The organism is Amycolatopsis sp. NPDC089917 (assembly GCF_040684635.1).
Classification (GTDB): domain Bacteria; phylum Actinomycetota; class Actinomycetes; order Mycobacteriales; family Pseudonocardiaceae; genus Amycolatopsis.
Genome location: NZ_JBFBGL010000004.1, coordinates 147,996 through 160,863, shown reverse-complemented (window position 1 = coordinate 160,863; position 12,868 = coordinate 147,996). Strand labels below are relative to the sequence as shown.

At 68.9% G+C, this 12,868-nt stretch carries 10 protein-coding genes; 1 reads left to right on the top strand and 9 read right to left on the bottom strand.

Annotation, left to right across the window (positions count from 1 at the left end):
• The first annotated feature begins 5 nt into the window (after positions 1–5).
• On the top strand, positions 6–623 hold the full coding sequence (locus AB0N89_RS05315; RefSeq protein ID WP_093937470.1) for a TetR/AcrR family transcriptional regulator: 618 nt from the start codon (positions 6–8) through the stop codon (positions 621–623).
• 10 nt (positions 624–633) lie between these two features.
• Here AB0N89_RS05315 and AB0N89_RS05310 read toward each other — a convergent pair whose 3' ends face one another.
• From AB0N89_RS05310 to AB0N89_RS05270, 9 genes are all read right to left on the bottom strand, one after another.
• Positions 634–1,026 (bottom strand): hypothetical protein, encoded by a 393-nt coding sequence (locus AB0N89_RS05310; RefSeq protein WP_364200417.1) that lies wholly within the window; start codon positions 1,024–1,026, stop codon positions 634–636.
• A gap of 83 nt (positions 1,027–1,109) precedes the next feature.
• Positions 1,110–2,225 (bottom strand): acyl-CoA dehydrogenase family protein, encoded by a 1,116-nt coding sequence (locus AB0N89_RS05305; protein ID WP_364200415.1) that lies wholly within the window; start codon positions 2,223–2,225, stop codon positions 1,110–1,112.
• Positions 2,222–3,403, bottom strand: coding sequence for an acyl-CoA dehydrogenase family protein (locus AB0N89_RS05300; RefSeq protein WP_364200414.1), 1,182 nt, complete (start codon positions 3,401–3,403; stop codon positions 2,222–2,224). The genes AB0N89_RS05305 and AB0N89_RS05300 overlap by 4 nt, the downstream gene beginning before the upstream one ends.
• A complete protein-coding gene (locus AB0N89_RS05295; protein WP_364200412.1) occupies positions 3,400–4,623 on the bottom strand; it encodes an acyl-CoA dehydrogenase family protein in 1,224 nt (407 codons plus the stop codon). Before AB0N89_RS05295 ends, AB0N89_RS05300 begins: the two co-directional genes overlap by 4 nt.
• Positions 4,624–4,799: 176 nt before the next feature.
• Entirely contained in the window at positions 4,800–5,822 is a 1,023-nt protein-coding gene (locus AB0N89_RS05290; protein WP_364200410.1) for a phosphotransferase family protein, read from the bottom strand.
• A gap of 91 nt (positions 5,823–5,913) precedes the next feature.
• Entirely contained in the window at positions 5,914–6,366 is a 453-nt protein-coding gene (locus tag AB0N89_RS05285; RefSeq protein ID WP_364200408.1) for a MaoC family dehydratase, read from the bottom strand.
• Between the two features lie 3 nt (positions 6,367–6,369).
• Positions 6,370–7,131 carry a 3-oxoacyl-ACP reductase FabG gene (gene fabG, locus AB0N89_RS05280; RefSeq protein ID WP_364200407.1) on the bottom strand — a complete coding sequence of 254 codons (762 nt, stop codon included), beginning with the start codon at positions 7,129–7,131 and terminating at the stop codon, positions 6,370–6,372.
• Positions 7,132–7,232: 101 nt separating this feature from the next.
• Complete coding sequence (locus AB0N89_RS05275) at positions 7,233–7,721, bottom strand: hypothetical protein (RefSeq protein WP_364200405.1); 489 nt, start codon at positions 7,719–7,721, stop codon at positions 7,233–7,235.
• A gap of 11 nt (positions 7,722–7,732) precedes the next feature.
• Positions 7,733–12,475 carry an RHS repeat-associated core domain-containing protein gene (locus AB0N89_RS05270; RefSeq protein ID WP_364200403.1) on the bottom strand — a complete coding sequence of 1,581 codons (4,743 nt, stop codon included), beginning with the start codon at positions 12,473–12,475 and terminating at the stop codon, positions 7,733–7,735.
• Between the last annotated feature and the right edge of the window lie 393 nt (positions 12,476–12,868).

Here is a 12,868-nt window from a genome sequence, read left to right as displayed (position 1 = left end):
CGGCCATGACACGAGCGACCACCAGGAAGGCCGAGGCGAGCGGCGAAGATCAGGCCGCCGTCCCGCGCCGTCTGTTGTCGCACGCCACGAAGCTCTTCGCCAAGAAGGGTTTCGACCGGACCTCCGTGCAGGAGATCGTCGAGGCGGCCGGGGTCACCAAGGGTGCGATGTATCACTACTTCGGCTCCAAGGACGACCTCCTTTACGAGATCTACGCCCGGGTGCTGCGCGCGCAGACCGAGCAATTGGAAAAGGTGGCTTCGAGTGAGGCGCCGCTGCGGGAGCGGCTGCGATCCGCCGCCTCCGACGTCGTCGTCAGCACGATCGACAACCTCGACGACAACACGATCTTCATGCAGTCCATGCATCAGCTCAGTGTGGAGAAGCAGAAGGCCGTCCGCGCGGAACGCCGCAAGTACCACGAGCGGTTCCGCACGCTGATCGAAGAAGGCCAGGCGTCCGGCGAGTTCCGCGCGGACAAACCGGCCGACGTGATCGTCGACTTCTTCTTCGGTTCGGTGCACCACCTCGGTTCCTGGTACCGGCGTGGCGGCGCGCTCTCGGCCCGCCAGATCGGCGACCACTTCGCCGATCTCCTGCTGGCCTCTCTGCGCCCCGAGTAGCGACGAGGGCTCAGCCCGGCGGCGCCGGCACCAGGCGTTCGACGAACAAGTCGCACCGGCGTTCGAGCACCGTTCCCACTTCCCAGCCAGAGGCGAAGGCGAGCAATCCCGCCGCCACCTCGCCGGCGGCTTCGGGAGGCCAGCCCTGGGCGGCCAGGCTCGACCGCAACGCCTCGGCGTAGTCGGAATAGGTGAAGCCGGGCAGGTCCGCGACGAGCGCCGTCGTCGTCCCGAGGTGCGAGTTCAACCCGCCGAACGACCGGCCGCAGCCGCATTCGGAATCGGGCGAGCTCTCGCCGTCGCCGCAGCACGGCGCGATCCAGAGCAGTTCGCCTTCGACGCAGTGGTCGAAGTCGTTCGCCCGCTCGCCCTGGGTCTGCGAGGTGGCCACGAGTAGTTTCATGATGACTCCCTGTTCGCTCTGATGTTCGAACAGGTTGTACCGGCGGGGTCCGACACTTTCCGGGGCGGACCCCGCCGGGTGGATCAGGCGGGCAGGTCGATCAGCGGCGCGAGGGCCGCGCGATGCCTGCCTGGAGTGCCCAAGGCGATCTCGTCGCTCTTCGCGCGCTTCAGGTACAGATGCGCGGGGTGCTCCCAGGTCATGCCGATGCCGCCGTGCAGCTGGATCGCCTCTTCGGCGGCGTGGACGGCGATGGGGGAGTTCCGGGCCTGTGCCACCGCGACGGCGATCGCGATGTCGTCACCGGTGGCCAGGCAGTCGGCGGCGTAGCGCGCGGTCGCCCTGGCGTTGACCAGATCCGTGTACAGGTTCGCCAGCCGGTGTTTCAGCGATTGGAAGGACCCGACCTGACGGCCGAACTGGTAGCGCTCCTTGAGATAGCGCACCGTTTCCGTCAACGCCCAGTCGGCGATCCCGAGCTGTTCCGAAGCGAGCAGCCCGGCGGCCGTCACGAGTGCCGAGTCCAGTGCGGACGCCGCCGTCGAGGAGTCCGCGACGCGCTTCGCGGCCACGTTCTCCAAGGTGACGTCGGCGATGCGCCGGGTCAGGTCCAGGGAGATCGCCTCGGTGATCGTCACGCCCGCCGAAGCCGCGTCGACCGTGTACAGGCCGGGACCGTCGGGACCCACCGCCGGGACGACGAGCAGTTCGGCCACCGAAGCGTCGACGACACTGCGGACCGCGCCGTCGAGCGTGCCGTCCGCGGCGGCGGTGACCGTCGAGGGGAACGCGGCGCCGGGCGCGGTCGACAGCGGTACGGCCAGCGCGCCGACGAGCGCGCCCGCGGCCAGTTTCCCGAGCCTTTCCGCCACTTCCGCCTGCGCAGTGTCGGTCGCCAGCAGGGCCGACGTCGCCAGGACGGCGCTGCCGAGATAGGGGACGGGGGCGACGCTGCGCCCGAGTTCCTCCATCACGACGGCGACCTCGCGCGCCGAGGCGCCATGCCCGCCGAGCGCCTCCGGGACGGCGAGACCGGCCGCGCCGAGGTCGGCGGCGAGCGTGCGCCACAACGACAGGTCGTACGGTTCCGCCGTCTCGGTCCTGGTGATCAGGGACGCCGCTTCCGCACGGTCGGAGAACAGGTCGCGGACGCTGGCCCGGAGGTCCTCTTCGACCTCGGAGTACAACAGGTCGCTCATCGGGGCAGGTCCTTCCAGGCGACGTCCTTGTCGATCCGCGGCTCGGACGGCAGCCCGAGCACGCGTTCGGCGATGATGTTGCGCAGGACCTCCGAGGTGCCGCCCTCGATCGAGTTCCCCTTCGCGCGCAGATAGCGGTACCCGGCTTCGCGGCCGAGGAAGTTCACGCCGTCGGGACGCCGCATCGTCCAGTCGTCGTAACGCAGGCCTTCGTCGCCGAGCAGCTCGATCTCCAGTCCGGACGCGGCCTGGTTCAGCTCCGAGAACGCGACCTTGACCGCGGAACCCTCGGGCCCCGGCGCGCCGGCGGCGAGTTGCTGCCGCAGCCGCGAACTCACCAGGCGCAGGCTCTCACCCTCCACCCACAGTTTCAGCAGCCTGTCGTGCAGTTCGGAGGTCCGCAGTTCCGGACGCTCCCGCCAGGCTTCCGTGACGACGCCGACCATCCCGCCGTCGCGCGGGAACTCGGTGCCGCCGATGGCGACCCGTTCGTTCATCAGCGTGGTCTGCGCGACCTTCCAGCCTTCGCCGACCGCGCCGAGGCGGTGCGCGTCGGGAATGCGGACCTCGCTGAGGAAGACCTCGTTGAACTCGGCCTCGCCGGTGATCTGGCGCAGCGGCCGGACCTCCACGCCCGGCGCGGTCATGTCGCACAGGAAGTACGTCATGCCGCGGTGTTTCGGCACATCGGGATCGGTGCGGGTGACCAGGATGGCCCACTGCGACTGGTGCGCGCCCGACGTCCAGACCTTCTGGCCGGTGACCACCCAGTCGTCGCCGTCGCGCACCGCGCGGGTGCCCAGCGCGGCGAGATCGGAGCCGGCGCCCGGCTCGCTGAACAGCTGGCACCACACCTCCCGTTCGGTCCACAGTGGACGCAGGAAGCGCTGGTGCTGTTCGGGCGTGCCGAAGGCGAGAATGGTCGGCGCGGCCATGCCGAGACCGATCCCGATCCGCCGTTTGTCGTTGTCCGGCGCGCCCGCCGCGGCGAGCTCTTTGTCCACGGCTGACTGGAGCGAACGCGGCGCGTTCAGGCCGCCGAGTCCCTCGGGGAAGTGGATCCACGCGAGCCCGGCGTCGAACCGCGCGTCGAGGAAGTCCTGGCGCGGCGTGCTTTCCGGCGGATACGCGGCCAGGAGCCCGGCCACGCGCTGCTTGAGGTCGTCGACCGTGGTCACTTCTTGGCCTCCCCGCGGTACTTCTTCAGTTCACGGTGCGCCAGCGAGCGCTTGTGCACCTCGTCCGGGCCGTCAGCGAGCCGCAGCGTCCGCACCTGCGCCCACATCTCGGCGACCGGGAAGTCCTGGCTGACCCCGCCCGCGCCGAACAGCTGCACGGCCTTGTCGAGGATCCATTCGACGGTGATCGGCGTGGAGATCTTGATCGCCTGGATCTCGGTGTGCGCGCCCTGGTTGCCGACGGTGTCCATCAGCCACGCGGTCTTGAGCACCAGCAGCCGCTGCTGCTCGATCTTGACCCGTGCCTCGGCGATCCAGTCCTGCACCACGCCCTGCTCGGCGATCGGCTTGCCGAAGGTCTCGCGCGAAAGCGCCCGGCGGCACATCAGTTCCAGCGCGCGTTCGGCCATGCCGATGGCGCGCATGCAGTGGTGGATCCGCCCCGGTCCGAGGCGGGCCTGCGCGATGGCGAACCCGTCGCCCTCGCCGGCGATGAGGTTCTCCGCCGGCACGCGGGCGTCCTCGAAGATCACTTCGGCGTGCCCGCCGTGGTCGCCGTCGGTGTAGCCGAACACGTGCATTCCGCGTTTCACGGTCATGCCGGGGGTGTCGCGGGGGACCAGGATCATGCTCTGCTGCTTGTGCGGCGGACCGTCCGGATCGGTCTTGCCCATCACGATGAAGATCTTGCAGTTCGGGTTCATCGCGCCGGAGATGTACCACTTGCGGCCGTTGATCACGTACTCGTCGCCGTCGCGGCGGATGCTGGTGGCGATGTTGCGCGCGTCGGAGGAGGCGACGTCGGGTTCGGTCATCGCGAACGCGGATCGGATCTCGCCGTCCAGCAACGGCCGCAGCCACTGCTTCTTCTGCTGGTCCGTGCCGAACATGGTGAGGACTTCCATGTTCCCGGTGTCCGGCGCCGCGCAGTTCAGCGCGGTCGGCGCGAGCCGCAGGCTGCGGCCGGTGATCTCGGCCAGCGGCGCGTACTGCAGGTTCGTCAGCCCCGCGCCGTGGTCACCGGGGAGGAAGAAGTTCCACAGCCCGCGCTCGCGGGCCTCGGCCTTGAGTTCCTCGACGATCGGCGGCTGCGACCATTCGCTGTCGCGTTCGGCCAGCTGAGTCTCGAAGACGGCCTCGGCCGGGTAGATGTGCGAATCCATGAATTCGAGGAGTTTTCCCCGCAGTTCCTTGGTTTTCGCGTCGAAGGCGAAGTCCATCCTTATGCCTCTTCCTTGTTTTCGGGGGCGCGCGGTCGACGAATGCGTAGCCAGGCCGCGGCTTTCAAAGGCTTCTCTCGTCCGTGATGAGGGCGGCCCGCCTCCACATTCGCGAGGCCTTCGGTCAAAGCGCGCGCCGCTTGGCCGTCTTTCGGATAAGTCATCGCACGTCCCTGTCAACCATCCTTGAGAGTCTCGATTCCGTGCGCGATCAGCGGGACGACGCCCGAGCCGATGCCGTCGAATCCGGCGCCGACGGTCTGACCCTTGCTGTAGCGGAGGTGGATGCCTTCCAAGATCACCGCGAGTTTGAAGAAGGCGAAGCTCACGTACCAGTCGAGCCGCGAGACGTCGCGGCCGGACCGCTCGGCGTACCGCGCGATGACCTCGTCGTTGCGCGGGTAGCCCGGCGCCGAACTGGCGTTGGACACGAACTGCAAGGAGACTTTGTCGCGTTCGGCGTAGGCGACCAGCAGCGCGAGGTCGGTCAGCGGGTCGCCGAGGGTGGACATCTCCCAATCCAGCACCGCGGTGATCCGGTCGTCCGCGTTCACCAGCACGTTGTCGAGCCGGTAATCGCCGTGGACGATCGACGGCCTGCCCGATTCCGGCACCGACGCCGCGAGCCGGTCGTGCAGTTCGTCGACGCCGGGCAGATCGCGGCTGCGGTTGCCGTCGAGCTGCTTCTTCCAGCGCCGCAACTGGCGTTCGAGGAAGCCTTCCGGACGGCCGAAGTCGCCGAGCCCCACCGATTCCGGATCGACGGCGTGCAACTCGACGAGGGTGTCGACGAGCTCGTCCGCGATCGCCTTCGTCCGGGCGGGGCCCAGCGCGGTCAGTTCGGTGTCCGAGCGGAAAGGCGTGCCCGCCACGAACTCCATCACGTAGAACCGCGAGCCGATGACGTCGGTGTCCTCGCACAGCAGCACCGTTTCCGGGACCGGGACGGCCGTGCCGCGCAGACCGGAGATCACCCGGAACTCGCGGCCCATGTCGTGCGCGGTCGGCAGGACGTGGCCCAGTGGCGGGCGACGGACCACCCAGCGGGACCGGCCGTCGCCCACGACGTAGGTGAGGTTGGACCGGCCCCCTTGCACGACCTCGCCGCTCAGGTCGCCCTGGACGAGCCCCGGCCGGTGCGTGTCCAGATGGGACTTGAGCCTGGCCAGGTCGAGGCCCGGCAGGTCGGACTGGTTCATGGTGCCTCCAGCAGCTCGCTTTCCGGTTACAGTACCGACCAGTCGGTATGTCGGGTAGTGGTGCCCCGGCGAGGTGCCGGAGGTCACCCGGTCAGGCGATCAGCCGGACGACCATCTCCGCGACGCACGCCGGTTTCGGCTCGCCGTCGATCTCGATCGTCCACCGCACGACGGCCTGCTTGCCGCCGGCGACGTCGGTGACCTCGACCAGTTCGGCGCCCGCCCGGATCTTCGAGCCCACCCTGACCGGCTGGGGGAACCGGACCTTGTTCAGGCCGTAGTTGATCCCCATCTTGAGCCCGTGGACCCGGTAGAGCTTGCCGACGAAGCCCGAAATGAGCGACAACGTCAGGAAACCGTGCGCGATCGGCGCCCCGAACGGGCCATCGGCGGCCTTCTCGACGTCGACGTGGATCCACTGGTGGTCGTCGGTGGCGTCGGCGAACAGGTTCACCCGTTCCTGGGTGAGCGTCAGCCAGTCGCTGTAGCCGAAGTGCTCGCCGACGGCGTTCTCGAACTCCTGCAGGGAGGCGAATTCGCGCATGGCTCAGTCCTTCGGTCCGCCGGCGACGTAGATGACCTGGCCGGAGATGAACCCGGCGCCGTCGCTCACCAGGAACGACGCGAGGTTGGCGATGTCGTCGGGGGTGCCGACGCGCTGCACCGGGATCTGCGACGCGGCCGCCGCCTTGAAGTCCTCGAACGTCATGCCGATCCGCTCGGCCGTCGCCGCGGTCATGTCGGTGGCGATGAAACCGGGGGCGATGGCGTTCGCGGTGACGTTGAACTTGCCGAGTTCGATCGCGAGCGTCTTGGTGAAGCCCTGCATGCCCGCCTTGGCCGCGGAGTAGTTGACCTGGCCGCGGTTGCCCAGCGCCGAGGTGCTGGACAGGTTGACGATGCGGCCCCACTTCTCCTGCGTCTGGTACTTCTGCACCTCGCGGGTCATCAGGAACGAGCCCTTCAGGTGCACGCCCAGCACCGAGTCCCAGTCCTGTTCGGTCATCTTGAACAGCAGGTTGTCGCGGGTGATGCCGGCGTTGTTGATCAGCACCGTCGGCGCGCCGAGTTCCTCGGCCACCCGGGTCACCGCCGCCTCGACCTGCGCGGCGTCGTTGACGTCCAGCGCGACGCCGACGGCCTTGCCGCCCTCGGCGACGATCGCTTCGGCACCCTGCTTGACGCCCGCCTCGTCGAGGTCCAGCAGACCGACGGCGAACCCGTCGGAAGCGAGCCGCTTGGCCACGGCCGCGCCGATGCCGCGGCCGGCGCCGGTGACGATCGCTACGCGGGAGGGATGTTCGGTCACGGGTGACTCCTCGTCGTCGAGTGGAAGTGACGCCGAGTCTGCCGTACTAAGCAGTTGCTTTGCAGGGTCTCCTCGTGTGACCGGGGTCACCCGTCAGCTGCTCAGCTGTAGACGGTCACCAGGTCGACGCCGTCCGCGACCGCCTTGCGCACCGCCGCGAAGACGGTGCCGACGATCATGGCCTCCTCCAACGGGAGTTCCCCCGCCGGATCTTCGCCGAGCGCGTCGAGCCTGGCGACGGCGTCCAGCAGTTCGGCGTTGTCCGCCCAGCCCACGCTCGGGTACTCGTCCCAGACGATGCCTTCGAGCGGCCTGTCCAGGAGGTGCTCGGCCAGGTCGGCACCGATCGCTTCGGCGACCAGCCCACCGAAGACCTCTTCGCGGAACCAGTCACCCCCGGAGGAGGAGTGCTCCACCATGTCGATCGGCTCCGAGAGCTCCCGTATGACCTGGACGACCTCGACAGCGGCCTCCTCGTCCACCTCGCCGCCACCCGCGATGATCAGGCGGGCGGCCGCCTCCGTCGAAGCGCGCAGCCGTTCTCCGAGCACGTTCAGCGAAAGCCCGTGGAATTCCAGTCCGTAACCCACCGCGACTCCCTCTACTGCTTGATGACACTGACGACGGCGTTGCCGCTGCTGTCGATCTTGGTCCCGATCGGGACGTAGTTCACGATGCCGGTCTTCTGCCCATTCCAGACCAGACCGCCGATCAGTTTACGGCCGTCCTGCTGAGGCGAGTTCCGCATCGCGTGCGCGATGTCGGTGAGGTACTCGGAGCTGCCCTGATCCATCTTGTTGGGGTTGTTGGTGCGATCCGATATGGGCCGCATGGCGCCGGTGTCGGGATCGAACCACTGGGTCCGGCCGTGCATCGGCCCGCCGACCAGCTTCGAACCCCCGCCCTTCGCCTCGATGACGTGCAGCTTGTTCCCGTCGAAGTACGCCACGTCGACCACGCCGGAGTTGTTGAACTTGACCGCGTTCGGCCACGGTTTGCCCTTGTTGGTCGTGTAGTCGTTCTTCGAGAGCGGATTCTTCTCCGAGGGGGTGTGCAGTTTCAGATCGTCCTTGCCGGTGGTCTTCTTGATGTAGTCGAGAGCACCGGCCTCGCCCATGTCCTCGGAACGGTTCTTCTTGGTCTTCCCCTTGGTGTCCTTCTTACCCGGCTTGCCGTTCTTGCCGATCTTGCCCTTGAACTTCTTGTACGCGTCGACCGCGGCATCCTTGAGGTTCCGGTTCACGACGCTGCCGGGCTTGAAGATCCGGCCTCGCTTGGCCTTCGAGCCGCTCGCGTTCGTCTTGTCGTTCTTGCCGTTCTTCCGGCCCCCGATCCCGCGGGTGCCGCCGCCACCGCTGTTCTTGCACGGGCCGAGGCCGAGGGGATCGCTCATCTCGAGCGGGTTGGGGACATAGGTGACCGGGTTCGGGGCCGGTTCCAGGCCGAGCGGGTCCGGGCTGAGATAGCGCCCGGTTTCCGGGTCGTAGTACCGGTAGACGTTGTAGTGCAGCCCGGTTTCGGCGTCGTGGAACTGGCCGGGGAACCGCAGAGGCGTGCCCGCGGCCACGCCTCCCGCGCCCCACAAGGTGCTCTGGTCCCGCCAGACCGGACGGCCGTCGGCGTCGATCAGTTCGAGCGGGCTGCCGACCCGGTCGGTGATCACCGTGGCGAACCGTACGGCGTCGCGGGACCGGTCGAACTGGGCGACCGGCCGGTCGTCCTCGGGATGATGTTCCCAGGTGGTCACCTCGTCGCCGGACCACTGCTCGACGATCATCGTGCCGTCCCAGACGAAGGTGACTTCTTCGGCGATCACGGGCGGCGCGCCGGGAGCGGGGGAGACGAGGTGCTGCTTGGCGATCCGCCTGCCCATCGGGTCGTAGCGGTACACCCAGAGCGAGCCGTCGGGGGTGGTCGCCGAAGTGAGCCTGTCGAGGGCGTTCCAAGTGAAGCGCCAGACCAGTTCCCGGCCCGTGAGGTCGCGGACGCGGCGGACGACCAGCCTGCCCTGTCCGTCGTATTCGTAGGCCGACGTGGACGTACCGAGGAGCCTCGTCCCCTGGTAATGCCGCTGGTCGGCGCCGGCGGTCACGATGTTGCCGCATCCGTCGTACCGGTAGTGCTCGAGCCTGCCCGGCCCGCTGACCTCGGTGATCCGGTCCTCGGCGTCGAGCTGGAACCGCACGGCGCCGGTCCCGTCCTCCACCGCGGCCAGCACGCCGTCCGGGCGGTACTCGAAGCGGCGCCTGCCGATCTCCTGCCCGGCGATCGTGGTGACCTGCTCGGTCAGCCGCCGCTCCTGGTCGTAGGCCTGGGCGAGGACCGGGCCGCCGTCCACCTGCCGCCGCACCTCGACACCGGAGTCGTGGTCGAAGGTGACCTCGTGCCCGCCCATCTCGAGCGCCGCCGGTTCGCCGTCGTCGGCGTGGCGCCACACGCTGTCGACCCCCGACGGCGTCCGGCGGGCCAGGGCGCCGGTCTCGTCGTCGTAGCGGAAGCCGAGCGTCCGCCCGTTCACCGTGTGGCTGACGACCCGGCCCCGGTCGTCCCGTTCGACGGAGACCGTCGCGTCCGGATTGGCCGCGGTGACGAGCCTGCCCACCGGGTCGTAGGCGAAGGTCGCGACCTCGGTCGGGGTGCGGCGCCACACCACGTTGCCGAGGACGTCGTAGCCGTACTCCACCGTCTCGCCCGCGCCGTTGACCGAGCGCACCAGCTGCCCCGCGGCGTCGTGCTCGTACCGGGTGATCCGGCCGTCGAAGTCGATCTCCTCGACCACGCGTCCCGCGGGATCGTGGACGTAACGCCAGGTCTGGCCGTTCGGATTGGTGACCGCGACCAGGCGGAGCTCGGTGTCGTAGCCGTAGGTCGTCCGCGCGCCGGTTCCGTCCACGGTGGCGGTGATCAGGTCGAAGGCGCCGTACTCCCGGCTCGCGGACTGGCCGAGCGCGCGGACGTGGCCGATCTCGTTGCCCTCGTTGTCGTACCGCCACTGTTCCCGCGCACCGGACGGCCCGGTACGGGACAGCATCTTGCCTTCGACGTTCCAGGCCAGCCGGGTGTGCCCGCCCGCCGCGTTCACCACCGTGTGCGGCCGGCCGAACAGGTCGAGCTCGGCCCGGGAATCGACGGCAGGCTCGCCGCCGGAGGACCCGGGGGCCCCGGCCGGAGTGGTGCCGGATTCGGCCTCCGGGGTCTCACCGGACACGCCGAGCTGCGCGGTCATCGGATCGGGAGCCGTGCCTGCCGGATACGTGCGGCGCCAGACGCGGCCGTCGGCCTCCACCTCGACGTCGAGAGCGCCGTCCGGGTGCCGCGTGGTGCGGACGCGGCTGCCGTCCGGCCGGATCACCGCCGTGAGTTCGCCGAGCTCGTCGTACTCGTAGCGGGTCGTCCGGCCGAGCGGGTCGGTGCGGGACAGCTGCCGGTCGTAGCGGTCCCAGGTGTAGGCGGTGACGTTGCCGAGCGGGTCGCGTTCGCTCAGCAGCTGATCGGCCGGGTTGAGCCGGAGTTCGCTGGTGTGGCCGAGGGAATCGGTGAACGCGGTGACCAGCCGCTCGCTGTCGTAGACGAACGATCCGTCGTAGAAGCCGCGGTCGCCGACGGTGCGGACGCAGCGTCCGGCGGCGTCGTAGATGTAGCGGTACCAGACCCCGTTGCGGTCCTGCCAGCCGGTCATCCGGCCGACGCCGTCGTAGTCGAACTGCTGGGGAAGGCCGGTGGAGTCGACGACTCCGGTGAGCCGCCCGAGACGGTCGTAGCGATACCGCACGGCGACCACCCGGGAGCCGGTGTCCTGGTCGGCCACGCGGACCTCGGTGACCCGGCCGTCGGCGGAGGTGAACTCGACCAGATACCCCACCGAATGGCGCAGCAGGAGCGGTGCCCCGAGGTCGTCGTATTCGACGTCGATGGTGTCGCCGCCGCTGCCTTCCGTGCGGATCAGCGGCAGCACGGCGCCGCCGCGGCCCGGCAGCGGGGCGAAGACCAGTGACGTGCCGGTCTGCGGGTCGGTCAGCCGGTAGCCGCGACCGGTGCGCAGAAGCGGGCGGCGCGGGCCTTCCAGCGGCAGCGTGGCCGCACCGGGTCCCGGCAGCGGGTAGACCAGCCGCATCCCGTCCGCGGAGAACCAAACGGCGTGCTCGTCGTCGAGTTCCAGCCGCTGGTCCAGCGTCGACGCCCAGGTCGTGCCGAACCAGAGACCGGCCCGGTACGACGAGGTGTGCGTGCGTTCCAGGATCAGGTCGAGGGTGTGGGGCAGCGTCAGGTCCCGCTGGACCAGCAGCACGTCCCCGGTGGCGACGTCGACCGGATCCGTCTTGCACTTCTTGTTCTTGGTCTCGACCGCGCCCTTGCGCGGCGGATTCGGCTTGTGCGGCGAACCGGACGACCCGGACGGGTTCGTGGAGCCATTGTCCGGCCCCTTCGTCACGGGCGGCGGACCGTTGGGGGTGGGATCGGGGGAACCGTGGGTACTCGACGGGCCGGTGCCACCACCGTTGCCGGACTGCGAGCCGCCGCCGGGCCCCTTGGCGCTGGACGCGCTGGTGCCTTCGTCGATGTCGGTCTTCTTGGCGGACTTCGTGCTGCCCGGCGTCAGCTTCTTGAGCGACTTCGCCGCGTCGGCGAACAGGTCGTCGGCGCGTTTGAGCAGCGGCATCAGGGCTTTGAGCGCTTTGACCAGTTTCTTGGTGAGACCGGCGATCTTGTTCGCCGTCTTGGTGACCGCGGCGACCACCTGGGGGACGACCCAGGTGAGCCCGATGCCGAGGGTGAACACCACCTGCAGCGCCCAGCTGACCAGGTGCCCGACCAGTTCGGCGATGATGTCGCGGACCAGCGTCCGTACCGCGGCCACGACCTCGCCCGCGGTCTGCACCCCGCTTCCCGCGCCCTCCGCGCCCTTTTGCGCCGCGGTGATCAGCGTCGCGGTGTCTTCGGCGCGCTTGCGGTAGTTGTCGCCCGCTTCGCCTTTCCAGCTCCCGGTGTCGGCCTTGACCATGGCCACGAGCTCGGTGCCGACGTCGCCGAGTTCCTTGGCGACGTTCTTCCAGGTCTCGGCCTGTGCCTTGACCTCGTCGGGGTTACCGGCCAGCGCGTCGAGCGCCTGCTTCAGCGGGCCCACGTGTTCCATCAGCCAGCCGACACCCGCCGAGAGGATCGCGCCGAACGGGTCCATCGCCATCGACAACGCGTCGAGCGCGGTGCCGACCGCCCCCATCGCGACCGAGGCCCAATCACCGCTCTCGATCGCGGATTTCAGATCGTTCGCCGACTCCAGCAACGGAATACCCGAAAACGACTGAGTCGAACTCTTGGTTTCCGCGACGAGCGGGTTCCCCACGGACCGTTCCCCCTCCCCATTTCACGGCACGGTCTTCCTTCCGGAGGCTATCCATGAAGCGAGACGGCCGACTTCGCCGGTTCGATCTATGCCCGAACGGGCACGCCGGATGACCCGAACGCTCAAAAAGTGGCGTCGCGCACCGTTCTCCGCAATTCCCGGCGCGTCCGGCGGGGTGCATTGTCCGAATATAGTCCATTGTAGACAGTGATGGAGGAATGGACGGAAAGTGCTTCATGCGCCGAAGAACTCACGTTTTGGCCGGTTCGCTCCTGGTGCCGTGCTCGGGGCGACCAGCGCGCAGGTCCGCGCACCCTCACCCTGCTCACCGTCGGCGCGGTGGACCGGGCCGACGCTGCTGGCCTGAAGTCCGTGAAGGCCTCCTTGAGGGAC

Excerpts from the sequence above, each read along its gene's own strand:
- AB0N89_RS05315 (WP_093937470.1), top strand. The coding sequence starts at position 6 with ATGACACGAGCGACCACCAGGAAGGCCGAGGCGAGCGGCGAAGATCAG.
- AB0N89_RS05295 (WP_364200412.1), bottom strand. The coding sequence starts at position 4,623 with ATGGACTTCGCCTTCGACGCGAAAACCAAGGAACTGCGGGGAAAACTC.
- AB0N89_RS05285 (WP_364200408.1), bottom strand. The coding sequence starts at position 6,366 with ATGCGCGAATTCGCCTCCCTGCAGGAGTTCGAGAACGCCGTCGGCGAG.
- AB0N89_RS05290 (WP_364200410.1), bottom strand. The coding sequence starts at position 5,822 with ATGAACCAGTCCGACCTGCCGGGCCTCGACCTGGCCAGGCTCAAGTCC.
- AB0N89_RS05305 (WP_364200415.1), bottom strand. The coding sequence starts at position 2,225 with ATGAGCGACCTGTTGTACTCCGAGGTCGAAGAGGACCTCCGGGCCAGC.
- AB0N89_RS05310 (WP_364200417.1), bottom strand. The coding sequence starts at position 1,026 with ATGAAACTACTCGTGGCCACCTCGCAGACCCAGGGCGAGCGGGCGAAC.